17 protein-coding genes and 1 pseudogene are annotated in these 15851 nt (G+C 67.4%); 2 read left to right on the top strand and 16 right to left on the bottom strand.

Annotated features, from left to right (window positions below; genetic code table 11):
* Positions 1-38: 38 nt before the first annotated feature.
* The gene (locus QAD21_RS05510; protein WP_280360694.1) at positions 39-986 is read left to right on the top strand and encodes a cellulase family glycosylhydrolase; all 948 of its coding nucleotides are present in this window, start codon (positions 39-41) and stop codon (positions 984-986) included.
* Here the strand turns inward: QAD21_RS05510 and QAD21_RS25310 are convergent.
* From QAD21_RS25310 to QAD21_RS05570, 13 genes and pseudogenes are all read right to left on the bottom strand, one after another.
* The gene (locus tag QAD21_RS25310; RefSeq protein ID WP_348534493.1) at positions 871-1266 is read right to left on the bottom strand and encodes a cyclic-phosphate processing receiver domain-containing protein; all 396 of its coding nucleotides are present in this window, start codon (positions 1264-1266) and stop codon (positions 871-873) included. The two genes, QAD21_RS05510 and QAD21_RS25310, sit on opposite strands and share 116 nt — an antisense overlap.
* Before the next feature lie 84 nt (positions 1267-1350).
* Positions 1351-1983, bottom strand: a complete 633-nt coding sequence (locus QAD21_RS05515) for a hypothetical protein (protein ID WP_280360696.1) — start codon at positions 1981-1983, stop codon at positions 1351-1353.
* Positions 1946-2440, bottom strand: coding sequence for a hypothetical protein (locus tag QAD21_RS05520; protein ID WP_280360698.1), 495 nt, complete (start codon positions 2438-2440; stop codon positions 1946-1948). The genes QAD21_RS05515 and QAD21_RS05520 overlap by 38 nt, the downstream gene beginning before the upstream one ends.
* The gene (locus QAD21_RS05525; protein WP_280360700.1) at positions 2437-3726 is read right to left on the bottom strand and encodes an O-antigen ligase family protein; all 1290 of its coding nucleotides are present in this window, start codon (positions 3724-3726) and stop codon (positions 2437-2439) included. Before QAD21_RS05525 ends, QAD21_RS05520 begins: the two co-directional genes overlap by 4 nt.
* The gene (locus QAD21_RS05530; RefSeq protein ID WP_280360702.1) at positions 3723-4445 is read right to left on the bottom strand and encodes a hypothetical protein; all 723 of its coding nucleotides are present in this window, start codon (positions 4443-4445) and stop codon (positions 3723-3725) included. The genes QAD21_RS05525 and QAD21_RS05530 overlap by 4 nt, the downstream gene beginning before the upstream one ends.
* Positions 4445-5134 carry a hypothetical protein gene (locus QAD21_RS05535; RefSeq protein ID WP_280360703.1) on the bottom strand — a complete coding sequence of 230 codons (690 nt, stop codon included), beginning with the start codon at positions 5132-5134 and terminating at the stop codon, positions 4445-4447. Before QAD21_RS05535 ends, QAD21_RS05530 begins: the two co-directional genes overlap by 1 nt.
* On the bottom strand, positions 5131-5787 hold the full coding sequence (locus QAD21_RS05540) for a hypothetical protein (RefSeq protein WP_280360705.1): 657 nt from the start codon (positions 5785-5787) through the stop codon (positions 5131-5133). Before QAD21_RS05540 ends, QAD21_RS05535 begins: the two co-directional genes overlap by 4 nt.
* Complete coding sequence (locus QAD21_RS05545) at positions 5784-7817, bottom strand: GDSL-type esterase/lipase family protein (protein WP_280360707.1); 2034 nt, start codon at positions 7815-7817, stop codon at positions 5784-5786. Before QAD21_RS05545 ends, QAD21_RS05540 begins: the two co-directional genes overlap by 4 nt.
* Positions 7801-8649, bottom strand: coding sequence for a glycosyltransferase (locus QAD21_RS05550; RefSeq protein WP_280360709.1), 849 nt, complete (start codon positions 8647-8649; stop codon positions 7801-7803). The genes QAD21_RS05545 and QAD21_RS05550 overlap by 17 nt, the downstream gene beginning before the upstream one ends.
* Complete coding sequence (locus QAD21_RS05555) at positions 8636-9232, bottom strand: glycosyltransferase (protein WP_280360710.1); 597 nt, start codon at positions 9230-9232, stop codon at positions 8636-8638. The genes QAD21_RS05550 and QAD21_RS05555 overlap by 14 nt, the downstream gene beginning before the upstream one ends.
* A 193-nt stretch (positions 9233-9425) precedes the next feature.
* Positions 9426-9770, bottom strand: a pseudogene (locus QAD21_RS05560) (glycosyltransferase); the annotation flags it as partial.
* The gene (locus QAD21_RS05565) at positions 9767-10345 is read right to left on the bottom strand and encodes an acetyltransferase (RefSeq protein ID WP_280360712.1); all 579 of its coding nucleotides are present in this window, start codon (positions 10343-10345) and stop codon (positions 9767-9769) included. The pseudogene QAD21_RS05560 and the gene QAD21_RS05565, both read right to left, overlap by 4 nt.
* Positions 10342-11631 (bottom strand): glycosyltransferase family 4 protein, encoded by a 1290-nt coding sequence (locus tag QAD21_RS05570; RefSeq protein WP_280360714.1) that lies wholly within the window; start codon positions 11629-11631, stop codon positions 10342-10344. The genes QAD21_RS05565 and QAD21_RS05570 overlap by 4 nt, the downstream gene beginning before the upstream one ends.
* Before the next feature lie 77 nt (positions 11632-11708).
* Between QAD21_RS05570 and QAD21_RS05575 the strand changes: the two genes are divergently transcribed.
* Positions 11709-12152, top strand: a complete 444-nt coding sequence (locus tag QAD21_RS05575; RefSeq protein ID WP_280360716.1) for an acetyltransferase — start codon at positions 11709-11711, stop codon at positions 12150-12152.
* Here the strand turns inward: QAD21_RS05575 and QAD21_RS05580 are convergent.
* The 3 genes from QAD21_RS05580 to QAD21_RS05590 form a co-directional block, all read right to left on the bottom strand.
* Positions 12120-13139, bottom strand: a complete 1020-nt coding sequence (locus tag QAD21_RS05580; protein WP_280360718.1) for a GDP-L-fucose synthase — start codon at positions 13137-13139, stop codon at positions 12120-12122. The two genes, QAD21_RS05575 and QAD21_RS05580, sit on opposite strands and share 33 nt — an antisense overlap.
* Positions 13136-14167 (bottom strand): GDP-mannose 4,6-dehydratase, encoded by a 1032-nt coding sequence (gene gmd, locus QAD21_RS05585; RefSeq protein ID WP_265968725.1) that lies wholly within the window; start codon positions 14165-14167, stop codon positions 13136-13138. Before gmd ends, QAD21_RS05580 begins: the two co-directional genes overlap by 4 nt.
* Positions 14168-14229: 62 nt before the next feature.
* Positions 14230-15750 (bottom strand): sugar transferase, encoded by a 1521-nt coding sequence (locus QAD21_RS05590; RefSeq protein WP_078113504.1) that lies wholly within the window; start codon positions 15748-15750, stop codon positions 14230-14232.
* Between the last annotated feature and the right edge of the window lie 101 nt (positions 15751-15851).

Consider the following 15851-nt stretch of genomic DNA (forward strand, 5'->3'; position numbering starts at 1 on the left):
CAGCGGCGACCCCCTCGCCCTCGTCTGCCTTGGTCAGGGTGTTCGTCGGAGTCGCCTCCGTCTCCACCCAGTACGCCGGCGCCGACTTCGCGGGCGAGGCCGAGCAGATCAAAGCGACCGGCGCGACGGCTATTCGAATTCCTGCGAAGTGGAACTTGCTGCAACCGTCGGGCTCAGCCTCCTTCGCCTGGACGCGCCTGGATTCCGCGGTGAGCGCCGCGCGTTCCAAAGGCCTGTCCATTCTGATGAACCTCGAGGGCCCGGCGCCGGTCTGGGCGCAGAAGCCAGGTGCGAACCCGCTCCTCAACGGAAACTCACCCGCCAACCCGGCGACTTTCGGTGAATTCGCGCGACAGGTCGCACTTCGATACTCGTCACGGGTGGCGGCGTGGGAGGTGTGGAACGAGCCGAACCTCGCCCACTATCTGATCCCGCCCACCGCTGGAGAGTACGTTCCATTGCTCAAAGCTGCGTTCGGCGGCATCCGAGCGGCAGGCGCCAACCAGCCGGTGATCACTGGCGGGCTGTCGAGTCTCCGCACCGAGACGCGGGATGTCACCTTCATCTCGGACATGTACGCACTGGGAGCGAAGCCCTACTTCAATGGCATTGGCGTACACCCGTATACGTTGCCGTATCCGATCACCGCAGACCCCCGGGAAGGTGACGGCGGGGGAGCCGCCGTTCTGCCCGAGGGGCGGGCGATCATGGTGGCGAATGGTGACTCGACGAAGTCCATGTGGGTGACCGAGTTCGGGCAGCCGACCGGGAACACCCCCGCATCGACCACAGAAGCCGTCCAGTCCAACATCATCGTCGACGCTGTCAACCGGGCGAACGGCCTGCCGTGGATAGCAGCGATCTTCCTCTTCACCACTCGCGACCTGTCCGCCAACAAGGCGGAAGACAACTCGAACTTCGGGTTATACCGATTCGACGGTTCGCCGAAGCCTGTTGTCGGTGCTCTGCAATCGGTCCTTGGCTAAGCACTACGAGCGGGGGCTGATACCGGTTGATCATCCCGGTCAACCACTCGACGCCAACCGGATTGGCGCTGTGCACCCGGACTTCGCGCGGCCATCGTTCGTGCTCGCACATCCACAGCACCACCGCCCGGGTCGTGTCATCCCCGCCGAGATCATGATCCAGTGACATCACATCGACCTCCTCGACGCGGGCGTCGAGGAGGTCGATTGCTTCAGCACTCGTCTTGGCCCACTCCCAGCCTTCTGGCGGGATGCGGAGATCGTCGACCCACAACTTCATGACCGACGATCATGCCGGGCGAGGGCGGCTAGGGCATCTTCTTTTACGCCAGCTCCCGGAGGTGGACACCGCTTCGCGAAACTGTCAGATGGACCGGCCAGGCCCCGCGAATCCGCCGCCGAGCCGCGTTGCGGAGTGCCGGCTCAGGGTGTGGCGAGCTGTGTAAGTGGCGTGGCGGGGGGGTGGTTTCGACACGGCGCCTCGCTTCGCTCGGTGCCGGCTCAACCAGCGGGGGGCGGCTGCCTGTTCGCTCGGTGCCGGCTCGACCAGCGGGGGGCGGGTGGCTTCGACACGGCGCCTCGCTTCGCTCGGTGCCGGCTCAACCAGCGGTTGGTGGGTCGGTGCCGGCTCAACCAGCGGGGGGCGGGTGGCTTCGACACGGCGCCTCGCTTCGCTCGGTGCCGGCTCAACCAGCGGTTGGTGGGTCGTCACCTGCTCAGCCAGCGGGGGCTGGGTCGGTGCCGGCTTAACCAGCGGTTGGTGCTGGCTTCGCATCGCGCTCGACGGGCGATTGATGGTGACTTCGATGTCACCGGTGGTCGGGCCGTCGGGGACAGTGTCGAACCCCTCCACATCAGACTTGCCCCCGCGGCGGCGGTGGAGTAGCAGCGCGATCAGCGAGCCGGCGATCGCGCCGCCGAGCGCGCCGATGCCCAGGAGTATCGGGTCGATGAGCTGCTCACGCACGGCGCCTTGGGTGTTCGGGTCGACGACCACCAGGCGCAGCGCACCCGGACCGCCGCTGGTCGGCTCCTGCAGCGCGGTGACCGTGCCGACGAGTTCCTGTGCGAGTGCCGTGGCCAACCGCTCGGCGTCGGCCGACGTTCGAGTTCTGGACCGAGACATCGAGGATGACGGTCTGCGGCGGGACGCTGACCGAGATCTCGGAGAGGAACTGTGGCAGCGAGATGTCGACTCCCGACCTGTCGATCGCCCGCTGGGCGACGGTGGGATCTGTGGCCAGCACCGCGAATGTCTGGATACTCGCGCGGGCCGCCTGATTGCCCTGGTAGGCCTCCAACATGTCGGAGGTGCCGGTGGCGATATACGTCCGGACGGTCGCCACATAGGTCTGTGGTTGTAGCAGCGAGTACCCGATGACCGCGATGAGACCGATCAGGGTGAATGCCACGACGAGCATCCATTTCGCGGCAATGACATTGAGGACTTTCATCGGAGCTCCATCTGTGACTCGGTGGGCACCACGTGACTGCGCACGGGTGAAAGGGATCGGGGCGAACGGTGGTGGTACAGGAAGTACGGGAGGAGTGCCGCGAACGGCGCGATGCCGAGGAAGTACGGGACGTACACCGCCTCCAGCGAACTGAGGGCGAGGATGGTGCTGAAGTAGGCGAGTAGATACGTCCGCGTCGTGCCGTCGGTGGTCTGGACCACCTTGACGACGGCGGCCAGGATGATCAATACGACGCCCCAGACCCCGACCGACAGCAGGATCTCAAGCCAGCCGTTGTGCGGGGAGTAGTTGGCCTTGAACAACAACGACGCGCCGGACTCCACCCAGAACGCCGGGTTGTGGCCGAAGAACCACTGGTCGGGGATCTCCCGCAGCGCCTGGTTCCACAGATAACCCCGCAAGCTGTAATCGGCGTTGGTGTAACCGATGTAGAGCGGGAACAGCGAGTAGACCGCGCTCGCCACGAGTGCGAGACCCAGCATCAGATGGCGCACGCGAGAGGTGATCGACGGGACGGCCAGCAGCACTCCGAGCACACCGGCCACCGCTATTCCGCCGAATGCCGTTCGGCTGCCGGCCAACAGGCCGATCAACACGACCCCGGCGACCGCGGCGAGGACACGCCACATGGCCACGCGATATACGGCGAACGGCAACAGTGCCGTGATGGTGATCCCCGCGAGGTTGCCGTTGCCGGCGAACGGTGAGGTGAGCACCGCGCCGAGATCGGTGCACTTGTCGATCCGACATGCACCGACGACCCGAGACGAGTTGAACAGCACCGAGACCAGCAGGATCCCCGTCGTCGCGACGAGGGCGATGCGGGCGGACCTGGCTACGTCGTCGAGCTCGAAGGATCGGTAGCGGAACACGAATCCCACCAGCAGCGCCATCGACATCAGGAGATTGACGATCCGGCCCGACCCGTCGACGATCATGGCCGCGCACGCATACACCATCAGCAGTGCGAGAATCGCCGCCGAACCGTCGATGCGGAAGTCGTGGGTGGCCACCGCATGCAGTGCGGCCGCCACGCTGATCGCCGCTGCGGGGCCGTACAGCAGAACCGCGAAGATCGCTCCGGCGGCGTCGGCCGATGACCACAACGCCGGGGCCACGGCGTAGATGACGATGACCGGCCACGCCGTCAACGCCATCAACCAGCTGCACAGGAACCGATCGACATGCTGAGCCCACTGCCTGTCGTAGGCGACGGCGACGAACAGGCCCAGTGCCACCAGCAGCGTCGCGAAGATCATGGTCATGACGCCCACAACTCGCGGAACGACGCCGGACTCGTGCCCGGGGCGTCCTCGTACAGTTCCCAGGTCGCCCAGCTGCCGCCGAACTCGGCGATGCGGTTGTCGGTGAACACGATCGACGTGGCGTCGGGCAGATAGACCTTCGCCCGGTCCGCGTCCAGTTCGATCTCGAACCGGGCCGCATCACGATCGAACGCGGTCCGGTAGGTGCCCTGGCCCAGGATCGTCTGCCCGGCGTCACCCGCCTGCCAGATCGCATACGACCATCGGGTCCGGGTCGCGACGAAGTGCACCGCGGCGTCGGGAGCTGCATCGGACTCGTTCTGCGGGACCGGCTTCGCGCTCACGAGTAGGGCGATCGCCCCGGCGTCGTCTCCGGTGAAACTCACCGTCGCGCCGATACGGGTGACCCGGACGGGCGAGAGGTCGGTCGAGATGTACGACGCCGCACCGGATGCCGACGAGGTGCCGTGCAGCAGACGCCCGTCCGAGACGCGGAGCGGGTGGCTGTTGCGGCCACGTTCGACGGCGACGAAACCGGGTGGCACGGCGGCCGCGGTGGCATAGTCGACGTGTACGGAGGCGCCCTGCGCCGACGCGACACGATCGTCGGATCGTTCGGCCTGAGCCGCGGTATCGCACGCCGAAACCAGGGCGACGACAGCAACGGCCATCAGCGCCAAGGCCGTCGTCGGCAGCCGCAATTTGGGGGTCGGAACCATCAGAAACCCTCGACCTCCCGCACCGGCGTCATGTACGACGACCGGTACCACCACTTGCATTCGGGGAGGTCGCGTCGCCATCGCGCCGGAGCACCGGCATACAGTCCCGCGTCGCCGACGGCGGAATCGGTCGACGCCGTCACCACCGAGCCGGCGGCGACGAGCGAATAGGGCGGTATGGCAGCGTTCTTGAGGATGAGACAGGCGGTCGCCGTGAGGCTCCGCTCGCCGATCGTGATCGTGCCGATCGTGGTCCGGTCCTCGACGATGTCGATCTCGTGGGACTGCAGGAGATTCCGGGTGCCGCCCACCGCGCTGTAGGGGCCCATCTCGATCCGGCCCGAGCAGTCGAAGTAGTGCCGGTTCGTGACAGTGGCCTGCTCGCCCATCGACAGCACCCCGGCGCGGTCGCTGAACTTCTGATACGACGGCGCGGACGTGAACTGGTTCAGCCGCCCGATGAAATTGTCCTTCTCGAGTTCGACTCGCGCCATCTGCCGGAAGACGTTGAACGGGGCGATCACTCCGCGGTCTCCGACCCGGAACGGTCCGCAGCCGAGCACGAGGTTCGGTCCCAGGCTGACGTCGTGTCCGATGGTGTTGCCGAGGGCACGCAGCGCTGCGTTCTTCGCCTTCGACGCGGGGAGCAGCCAGACGATCAGGCTGAGCCACTTGTTGGGTCGCTTCATGGTGTCCTCCAGACATCAGCGGGCGGTGTGGGGTGGGGGAGTGGTCGGTCGGCGCGGCGTCGGGTGAACATCACGGCCAGCGCCAGTGCGGTCAGACCTGCCAGGGTCGCGAGCAGAGCGGTACGCAGCAGCGCATCCGGGAATGTCTGGCCGGCATCGGCCGGCCCGAGCACGAGCGATGCAATCGGCGCGGGTGACTCGAGTTCGGCCAGGGCGGCGGTGAATTCACGTCCGACGCCCATGGCGGCAGCTTCGACGGTGCGCGCGTCGTCGCCGCGGACGGTGAAATCCATGATCGTCGTCTCGGGTGGGGCCGTGATCGACACCGCACGGCGGAGGTCGGCGGGACTCATCGCGATGTGGTGGGTGTTGATCACCCGACGGAGGAAGTTCTCGCTCGTGACCAAGGACGAGTACGACTCGATACTCCGCGTCAGGAGCATCGTGGGTGCGGGATCGAAATCCTGTGGCAGTTGCAGTGCGTCGCGTTCATAGGTGAGTACGACGCGCGACGTCGCCTGCACCGCGTCGTGTTGGGACGAGTATGTGAGCATCCCCATCGTGAGGATCAGTCCGAGGCAGAAAATGACTCCCAGAGCGGTCACCACGCGGCTGACCCGCACGCGACCACGGGTGGCTCGCAGCGGGCTCATGCGCACCTGCCTGTCCGCGCGAGGCCTTTGAGTACGGGCGTCATGTGCTCCGCGATGAGGGCATGCCCCTCGTCGGTCGGATGACGGTGATCGGCACCCACGATCGAATGGTCGCGGGGGGCCGAGTACCACCCGGATCTGTTCGGATCGATGAAGGAGACGCCGTGCCGCTTCGCCGCGTCCGCGAGCAACCTGTTGGCGCGCAGATAGTCCGGGCCGATCGGGCCGTCGTGGATCCAGGAGAGTCCGACGATCACCACGCGCAGGTCCGGTCGAGCTTTGCGCACCGCCCGGATGGTGTCGTCGACCGCGGCGCGGTACTGCTTGGATGGATGCGAGAGGTCGTTGCCGCTGCCGACGAGCACGATCGCCGACACGTCGGGCGTGAGAAGTCGTTGCGCCTCGGAGGCGAACGTGGTGTGCCGGATACCGGTGGTCAGGTACCCGGCGCCGCCCCGGCCGGACACCCGCAACAATACGGGGCATGTGCCCGGTCGGGCGTCGGACAACCGGCCCTGGGCGATGCGGGTCCAGTTCGAACTGCCCTTCCCGCCGTATGTTGTTCCCTCGGTGAAGCTGTCACCGACGACGAGGATCTTCACCGCCGCATCGGCGGTCGCTGCGCCTCCGACCCCAGCGCCGTTCGCCGACCGCGACGTCGATGCGGCGGAGGTGACCTCGACCCCGGCGCTGTGCGCCGCGGTGTCGGTTGCGGGTTCGCGGGCGACTGCGAAGGCCACTCCGGCGGTGGCGGTGAGAACCACGACGGTGACCGCCAGAAGTGCTTTTTCCCAATGAGTTCGGACGAGTCGGGTCATTCTCCCACCTTCGTGGACGTCGGAGAGCAGGGCAGCGAGTACGAGGAGTTGACCGGCGATGGGTGCGAGCCAGATCGCGCCGACGTGGTCGAGAGCGCCGGCGAGGAGTAGGAGGGCGAGGGTGGCCCCACCACCCAGGACGATCGCCGCGGTCACCGTGTCGGGGCGTCCCGCGGCGATGTGCTTGGCGCTGATCGCCTGCGAGAGCGACGAGATCCCGGCCGCGATGATCACGCCGGTCAACAGCAGTTGAGCGGGTTCGTATTTGGTGCCGACGACGTGCACGACGGCCCAGGCAGCCGGCCATGCCGCGAGGATGACGACGACGCAGTAGACGATGACGAGGTTCCGGTAGCGGCGGTAGATCCGGTCGAACGTCGACGCGTCGTCGACGGTGCGGGCGAGTTCGGGGACCGCGACTGTCGACAGCGCGGCGGACAGCAGGGTGAGCGGCCCGGTGACGCGGGTGGCCATCGCGAAATAGCCGACGGTCAGCGGGGTGGCGAAGACGGCGAGCGCCGAGACCTGCAGATGTGCCAGTGTTCCCGACATCGCGAGCGCCCAGTAACGGACGGTTTCAGCACCGGGCCGGCGGAGCTGACCGGCGGCGCACCGCAATCCCCGGACTCCGATGGGAACCGCGGGCACCACCAGTGCGGTCACCGCCGTGCACGAGAAGATCACGGCTAGTGCGGCGGCATCGAGGCCGATACCGGACAGCGCCAACCCGCCCCACACCACGAGGGGTACGGCACGCTGGACGACGACGAGACAACTGGCGGCGGTGTGCGCATGGGTGCCGGCCAGGAAGCTCTGCGCGAAGTTCTGGACGGTGTCGGAGTAGGCGAACAGCACGCCCGCAACGACGATCGCGGGCAACCCGGCGAGGATCAGACCCGCTACGGCGACGAGGAAGACGCTGGAAACCGCGACGGTGTGCGCGACGTACAGAGCTGCGGCGGTGGGGGTGTCGTCAGATGCGCTGACACGCATCACCCGGATCGGTGCACCGAAACCCGCGGCGAGGCCGACCACCACGCCGAGCGTGTAGGCGAGGATGTACTGCCCGAAGGTGTCCACGGGCAGTGCTCTGGCCAGGAGCAGCAGAAAGACACCGAGCATCGCGGAACTCGCCACCCGGGCCAGAATCCGTACGGTGGCGTCGGTGCGCAGCCGTTTGCCGGCGTGACCTCGCTCAACGGCGGAGGACACCGCGCAACCTTCGATAGCCCGGCGTCAACCGGATGCGGAACACGAGGAACGAGACGAGTTGCTCGGTGGTGCCCAGGAGGCCCAGCAGGCGTTCCGTCGGTGACGTCGCATATCGCAGCCGCAGTCGGAACGACTCGGTGAGGAAGGTCCGCCACAGGTTGGCCGATTTGGAGGCGTCGTGAAAACGCAGGGCGCCGATCGGAACCGGCATCGACTGTTGTACCGGCGCGGTTTCGGCGATACGGAATTGCAGGGAGTAGTCCATCGTGCAGTGCAGATGTTTGTCGAACCCGCCGAGCGACTCCAGATAGTCGCGGCGGATGATCACCGACCCGGAGAACGACGCGCACGTGGACCGTCGCAACAGGGTTCGCGTCTCGATGGGCTTGCCGCGGTATGTCCCGACCACATCACCGGCCGCCCGGAGCAGTTGATGATCTCCGGTGAGCACCGTCGCGCCGGGTGACTCACGAATCGCGGCACGGATGGCGACAATCGCTCCCTCGACGAGCACGTCGTCGGCGTTGAGCCAGAGCACCCACTGTCCGGTGGCACGCGCCAGTGCTCGGTTGAGGGCGTCCGATTGACCCTCGTCCGCCTCGATCACGGCTTTCACCCGCGGGTCCGTCTCGGCGAGAGCGGCGATGAGGTCCTGGGTTCCATCCGTGGAACCGGCGTCCTGGATGACGATCTCGTCGTGTGGACCCAACTGGCGCAGCGCTGACCGGATTGCCGGCTCGAAGTGAGCACCCGGATCGAAGGACGGAACGAGGACGGAGATGCTCACTGTCTCCACGCTGTCCGTCGGGTCGGTGAGCTCAGCTGACCGCATCGTAGTGCTCCTCCAGTTGTCGTGCGATCGAAGTGATGCCCCAGTGCTTTTCGACGGCGCGCCGCCCCCGCAAGCCCTGCGCGCGCGCCCGGTCGGGGTCGGCGAGGAGACCGGTCAGGGCCGCGGACAACGCGTCCATCGAGTCGTCGACGACGAGGCCGGCGTCGGCATCGGCAACCAGACCGGCGAATCCGCAGGTGTCGGTGACCACCACCGGCAGCCCGGCGGCCATCGCCTCGAGGACCGACATCGGCAGCGGTTCGTGGATCGACGGGAGAACGTAGATCGTGGCCTGTGCGAGTCGACCGGCCACCCGGTCGGTGGCGATCGGCGGCTCGCGCCGGACGCGGTCGGCGACTTCGGCGTCGTGCGTCGCGCGGAAGGTGCGCAGCACCGCGTCGACGGCCGGCCCGTCGCCCTCGTCGGGTCCGATGATCGTGAAGCGGGCCGCGAATCGAGGCGCGAGGTCGGTGGCGACGCGGGCGAAGGCGACCGCTCGTTTCCGGGGATGCAGCCGGGCGAGGAAGAGGACCTCGGGTAGTCCGTCTGGCGGGGCTGCCGAGACCGCGTCGGGCAGCGGCACGCCGTTGCCGAGGTATGAGTAGCGGGGTGCATCGCCGACCGCTGTCCGCAGCGTCCGCAGCTCGAACGTCGTTGAGATAGAACGCCGTTCGAGCGTCGCGCACCGCCGGGATCGTGAGGGTCCGGTCGATCATCTGATAGGGCAGCGACGGCCGCGGATTGATCATCCCGTGTGTCTGCACATGAGTCGGGACGTTGCTCCTCGACAGGAGGCGTGCGGCGGGAAGGGTCACGAAGTCACGTCCGAGGTGGACGTGGGCGACGTCGAAAGTGTCTGCGTGCGCCCGTATCCAGCGCAGCATCGACGGCGCGACGATGCGCGAGCAGCTGTGCCCGCGGCCGACGGTTCGCGTCGGGAACGTTCGGACACGAACACCCGGCACGTCGGGGATCGACGCCGGCCCGCCGCGTGAGCCGGCGATCAGCGTGACGTCGTGTCCCCGTGCGGCCAGCGCGCGGCTCTGGTTGACCGCGACGGTTGCGGGCCCGCCGAATTCGCCGGTCGGTGACAGGAGTGTGAGTACCTGCAGGATCTTCATGGCCGGCCGCCTGACGTCGTCCGACGCGACTTCGCCGAGATCGACGGGATCACCACGGCGCCGGCCGGAACCCGCGTACCGGGTTGCAGCACAACACCCTTCAGCACCGTGACCCCGTTGCCGAGGTGGCATCGCTCGCTGAGGACGACCGACTCGCTCGTGCGGGTGAAGGTGGGCGAGCGGTGGTCGTGCCCGCCCGAGCAGATGACCGTGCGTGGACCGAGTGAGCAGTCGGCGCCGACCGACACCGGTTCGGGATTGATGATCCACACATCGCGGTCGATGCGGACCCCGTCGTCGAGGTCCAGCTTCCAGGGAAAGTGGACGCGGAAGCTCCGGTGGATGTCGCACCTGGCGCCCACCCGCGCGCCGAAGGCGCGTAACACGGAGGAGCGCATCAGCGTGCCGCCCACCCCGCTCCGGAGTACGGCACCGACACCCAGCCAGGTGACCATCCACACGCGATTGCGGCCGCGATCGGACTTGTCGACGATGTAGTCGCGCAGGCGGCGGGGTTCCAGTTCGGCCAGGATCTCCGAGCGTGCGGTTGTCGTGGTCGGCGTCGTCACGGTCATACCCGCACCGAGGCATGGTGGGACAGCTTGTGCAGCCACATCTCGAACCTCTCGACGGCGGCGTCGGCGCCGAGGACTTCGTGCGAATACCGCTCGCCGGCCTCGCCCATCGTCTGGGCCGCGGTGGTGTCCGTGGCGACCCGTGTGATCGTCGACAGCAGCGCGGCGGGGTCGCCGGCCGGGACGACGACGCCGGCGCGCGAGTGCCGGACCTCGGCAGCCGTGATCCCCTCCTCGGAAACGGCTGCCACCACCGGGATTCCGTAGCTGAAGTAGGTGGTCAGCTTGCTCGGCAGGGACATCTCGACCACGCCGGGCTTCTCGTTGACCACCAGGACGTCGGCGGCGGACAGCATGAGGTGGAACCGGTCGTCGGGCAGCGAGTCGACGAACGTGACGTCCGTGCAACCGCGTGCGCGGTCTTCGAGGTGCCGACGCTGGTTGCCGTCCCCGACCAGATACAGGTGGACCTTCCGCGCTGCGGCATCGGGTGATTCGGAGACGAGGCGGGCGGTCTCGACTAGATTCTCCAGGCCCTGCTTCTGACCCATGTTGCCGGCGTGGACCGCGACGATCGCATCGTCGGGAATGCCGAGCTGGGCCCGCGCGGTGTCGCGGGGCGCGCGTGGCTCGTGACGCACCTGCGTCCAGTTGCGGACATGGGTCACCACCGCCGGGTCGACGCCGAGACGGTCGACGATGATCTCGCCGAAGCGCGGGTGCACCACCGCCACCTCGTCGGCGGAACAGAGCGCGAACCGCTCCAGTCTGCTGACGAGACTGCGACTGAGGCTGCCGCCCGCGGCCGCTTCGCTGACCGCCTGGCTGTACAGGTCGTGAACCCAGACCCCCATCGGCGACAGCGAGCGGCGTCCGACCTTGCGGCGCATCATCACCAACGCCGACGCGATCAGCGGCGGACTGGCCATGACGGTGACCGCTTCGGGGCGCAGATGTGCGATGATGGCGCGCAGCCCGAACTCGAGTTCCATCCGCGAGCGGGGCACCAGCGCAGTGCCTTCCGGGATGCTGTGCGGTACTCGCACCACGATGACTCCGTGATCGACGACGGTGGACGTGTAGTCCGACATGTCACCGTCGAGCCGCCACTGCGGATAGTGCGGATAGCCGGTGATGACGCGCACGCTCCACCCGCGGGCGGCGAGGCGCCGGGTGATGTCGGTGACGTAGGGCGCGATACCGGTGACCTCGGGGGCGTAGTTGATCGCGATGAAGTCGACACACTTGCGGCCCCCGGACCGAACCGGTGGCTCTGCAGGGCTCACCGGGCCCGAAAGGCGCCCGATTCGATACGATGGGGATCGTGTTAGCTCAGTTGTCATCGCTGGCTTGGCCTTTCGTGATGCGTGCGATCGGGTGGGTGTTCGTACCCAATTCCGTTCGCCTGGCGGTGCTTCGGGTGTTCGGTGCGCAGATCGGTCGCGGTGTGTTGATGCGGCCACGCGTACGGGTGACCAGTCCGGCACGGCTCGCGATCGGCGAGGACTCGTGGATCGGCGAGGGCGTGACGCTGGACGGCGCCGGTTCGATCCGGATCGGCGCGAACGTCGTGCTGTCCCAGGCCGCGGTGTTGCGGTGTCCGGCCGATGCGCACGGGGAGCTCGTCGTCGACGACGGTGCGTGGATTGCGTTGCGTGCGCGGGTGACCGGACCGGTGACGATCGGCCGACGTGCGGTCGTGGGTGCCGCCGCGGTGGTCTCCCGGGACGTCGCGCCCGGGACGGTGGTGGTGTCGTCGGCGATCACCGATGACTCAGGTCCGGACATCGCCGGCCCCGACCTCTGAGTACCGGCCATCTTTCGGGTGGTGCGTCGCCCGGTACCACTCGACCACGTCGGCGACACCCCGTTCGAGATCGATCGTCGGCCGCCATCCCAGTTCGTGGATCGTGCTGACGTCGAGAAGCTTTCGCGGTGTCCCGTCGGGCTTGCTGACATCCCACTCGACGGCGCCGTCGTAACCCACGGCGTCGGCGACGGTCTCGGCGATCTCCGCGATCGAATGGTCCACGCCGGTACCGATGTTCACTTGGCGCGGGTGGTCGTGATACTCGAGTAGGTACAGGCAGGCCTCGGCCATGTCGTCGGCGTGGAGGAGTTCGCGACGCGGCGTCCCGCTTCCCCAGTTGGTCACGCTCGGCGCGGCCCCCCGGCGCGCCGACTCGTAGCGTCGGATCATCGCCGGCAGCAGGTGACTCGTGTCGCCGGAGAAGTTGTCGTTCGGTCCGTACAGGTTGGTGGGCATCGCGGAGATCCAGGGCAGTCCGTACTGACGTTGCGTGGCCTGCACCTGCATGATCCCGGCGATCTTGGCGACCGCGTATGCATCATTGGTCGGTTCCAGGGCGCCGGTGAGCAGCGCGTCCTCCCGGATCGGTTGCGGGGCGAACTTGGGGTAGATGCACGACGACCCCAGGAAGAGCAGGCGTTCCACGCCGTACGCGGCCGCCGCGTCGAGAACGTTCACCTGGATGCGCAGATTCTCGGAGAGGAAATCGACGGGCCAGGTGTTGTTGGCGGCGATCCCGCCGACGCGGGCAGCCGCCAGGATCACGACGTCAGGTGTGTTGTGCGCGAAGAACTCGAAGACGCTGTGCCGGTCACGGAGGTCGAGCTGACGACTGGTCCGCCCGATGATGTCGGAGATACCGCGGCGCCGCAGCGCACGCACGAGAGCCGAACCGGCGAGTCCGCGGTGGCCGGCGACGTACACCGAGGTCAGCGGGTCGAGTGGGCCGGGCTCCCAGCCACGTCGTCGTGCGGACCGAGTCATGACGCCCGGCTCCAGGCCACCAGGTGCGGCGTGTCGATCCATTCCGTGCCCTCGCATTTCAGGGCCGCGATGTCGGCGTCGACCATGATGCGGGCGAGCTCCGGCGCGCGGACCGCGGCTCGCCACCCGAGGTCCAGTTCGGCCTTCGACGCGTCGCCGATCAGCGAGTCCACTTCCGTGGGACGCAGGTAGCGTTCGTCGAAGACGACATGGTCGCGCCAATCGAGGCCGGCGTGGTCGAAGGCGTGTTGGAGGAAATCGCGGACGGTGAAGGGGACGCCGGTCGCGAGTACGTAGTCGGACGGTTCGTCGGCCTGCAGCATCCGCCACATGCCCTCGACGTACTCCGGTGCGTAACCCCAGTCGCGTACCGCGTCGAGGTTGCCCATGTAGAGGTCCTTCTGCACGCCGGCCTTGATCCGGGCGACGGCACGGGTGATCTTGCGCGTCACGAATGTCTCTCCACGACGGGGAGATTCGTGGTTGAACAAGATGCCGTTGACCGCGAACAGACCGTAGGCCTCGCGGTAGTTGCGGGTGACCCAGTACGAGTAGACCTTCGCCGCGCCGTACGGCGAGCGCGGGTAGAACAGGGTGTCCTCGTTCTGCGGCGGGGGAGACGCGCCGAACATCTCCGAGCTGGACGCCTGGTAGAACCGGCAGCGGATCCCGGCCTGGCGCACCGCCTCCAGCAGTCGGACCGAGCCGATGCCGGTGGTGTCACCGGTGTGCTCGGGCTCGTCGAAGCTGACGCGGACGTGTGACTGCGCGGCCAGGTTGTAGACCTCGTCCGGGTCGATCGACGCCAACAGGGTCACCAGTCGCGCTCCGTCACTGAGATCGCCGTAGTGCAGGAAAAGACGGGCGAACGGGTCGTGCGGGTCCTGATAGAGGTGGTCGATCCGGGCGGTGTTGAACGACGACGAGCGTCGGATCAATCCGTGTACCTCATAGCCTTTGGACAGGAGCAGCTCGGCGAGGTAGGAGCCGTCCTGACCGGTGATCCCGGTGATCAGGGCCTTTTTCATGATGCTTCCTTCGAATGGTGTCGATCCGTGGTGGTGGTGCGGAGGGTGATCGGACGCGGCGGTCAATAGGCGCCCCGGCGGGACAGGACCGCACTCGCGGTGCGCCAGAGAATGGCGAGATCCGAAGTCAGCGACCAGTTTTCGACGTAGGAGAGATCGAGACGCACCGAGTCCTCCCACGACAGGTCGCTGCGTCCGGAGATCTGCCACAGGCCGGTCATGCCCGGCCGGACGAGCATGCGCCGCCGGACGACCAGGTCGTAGGATTCGACTTCCTCGCGCAACGGCGGGCGCGGACCGACGAGGCTCATGGTCCCGCCCAGCACGTTGAACAACTGCGGCAGCTCGTCGAGGCTGTAGCGCCGAATGATCCGGCCGACGCGGGTGACCCGCGGATCGGTGTGGAGCTTGAACAGGACCCCGTTCCCGTCGTCGCGGACGGCGAGACCGGCACGCATGGTGTCGGCGTCGACGACCATCGACCGGAACTTCCACATGACGAACGGGGTGTTGTCGGTGCCGATGCGTTCGGCGCGGTAGAACACCGGACCTCTGCTGTCGAGCTTGACGGCCAGTGCGCACAGTACGAGCAGCGGCGAAAGGACTACCAGCGCAACCACTGTCAGGACCTTGTCGAAGGTCTGCTTCAGGAAACGGTTGGCGCCCTTGTACCGCGGACGATCGATGTGGAGCAGCGGGAGTCCCGCCTCGGGCCGCACGGTGATCCGCGGACCGGCGACGTCGATCAGTCCCGGGGCCACGAGCATCTCAACGTCGCAGTTCTCGAGTTCCCACGACAGTTCGCGCATCGCCCGGTGTCCGAGAGCGTCGGCAGACGTGACCGCGACGGTGTTGGCGCCGCAGGTGCGGACCAGTTCGGGAGCGCGGTCGTGGCCGGCGAAGACCGGGACGTCGGCGCCCCCGAGGTGGGTCGCGAGTCCGGAGAACCGCGGTGTGGCAGCGGCGCCGGGCACATCGGTGAGGCAGACCCCGACGACCCGGTAACCCAGAGCGGGATTCTCGTCCAACCGATCGATGAGTGCCCGCGCGGACGCTCGCGAGCCGACGACCAGGACCGATCGGAGGTATCGTCCGGTTTCGCGGCCCAGCAAGAGATGTCGTCGCCAGCCCCATCGTCCGGCGACGAGCATCAGGGTGCCGGCCGGCAGCGCGATGGCGATGAAACCGCGGGCAATACCCAGTGCGAAGGCCACGTCGGCGATCGCCCAGACGCCGAAGCATGCGAAGCACGCGCTCAGGACACGGTGATACTCGACCGGCCCGGCGCCGAGAATGCGCGGGTCACCGGACTGGGTGACGCGCAGCGCTGTCTGCCACCCCACGATGAGGGTGACGGTGACCAGGAGTGCGGGGATACCGTCGCGTCCGATCGGCCGGAACGGGTCGGCGCCGAACCGCAGGAATTGCCCTGCCAGGACGGCGATCGAGATGAGCGCCAGGTCGGTCCAGGCGACGTGGCGCGCGTACGCGACCAGCCATCGGTGCCGCGTCGTCGGCGTCGCGTCAGGAGCACGCTCCGTGCCGATTAAGGCACGCGTGACCCGGTCGATGGGAACGCTCATGTACTCCCCCTGAGTGAAACAAAAGGCGAACGGCCGGTGTATTCGAGCGGCCCACTGCCTTGGCAGATCGGAACACTACAACGCATTCCGCGCCATTCACA

Source organism: Gordonia sp. SMJS1, from assembly GCF_029866425.1.
Lineage (GTDB): Bacteria > Actinomycetota > Actinomycetes > Mycobacteriales > Mycobacteriaceae > Gordonia > Gordonia hongkongensis.

Coding starts and splice junctions, on each gene's coding strand:
- QAD21_RS05550 (WP_280360709.1), bottom strand. CDS start 8,649: ATGCGGTCAGCTGAGCTCACCGACCCGACGGACAGCGTGGAGACAGTG.
- QAD21_RS05525 (WP_280360700.1), bottom strand. CDS start 3,726: ATGACCATGATCTTCGCGACGCTGCTGGTGGCACTGGGCCTGTTCGTC.
- QAD21_RS05520 (WP_280360698.1), bottom strand. CDS start 2,440: ATGAAAGTCCTCAATGTCATTGCCGCGAAATGGATGCTCGTCGTGGCA.
- QAD21_RS05530 (WP_280360702.1), bottom strand. CDS start 4,445: ATGGTTCCGACCCCCAAATTGCGGCTGCCGACGACGGCCTTGGCGCTG.
- QAD21_RS25310 (WP_348534493.1), bottom strand. CDS start 1,266: ATGAAGTTGTGGGTCGACGATCTCCGCATCCCGCCAGAAGGCTGGGAG.
- QAD21_RS05535 (WP_280360703.1), bottom strand. CDS start 5,134: ATGAAGCGACCCAACAAGTGGCTCAGCCTGATCGTCTGGCTGCTCCCC.
- QAD21_RS05590 (WP_078113504.1), bottom strand. CDS start 15,750: ATGAGCGTTCCCATCGACCGGGTCACGCGTGCCTTAATCGGCACGGAG.
- QAD21_RS05540 (WP_280360705.1), bottom strand. CDS start 5,787: ATGAGCCCGCTGCGAGCCACCCGTGGTCGCGTGCGGGTCAGCCGCGTG.
- QAD21_RS05565 (WP_280360712.1), bottom strand. CDS start 10,345: ATGACCGTGACGACGCCGACCACGACAACCGCACGCTCGGAGATCCTG.
- gmd (WP_265968725.1), bottom strand. CDS start 14,167: ATGAAAAAGGCCCTGATCACCGGGATCACCGGTCAGGACGGCTCCTAC.
- QAD21_RS05580 (WP_280360718.1), bottom strand. CDS start 13,139: ATGACTCGGTCCGCACGACGACGTGGCTGGGAGCCCGGCCCACTCGAC.
- QAD21_RS05575 (WP_280360716.1), top strand. CDS start 11,709: ATGCGTGCGATCGGGTGGGTGTTCGTACCCAATTCCGTTCGCCTGGCG.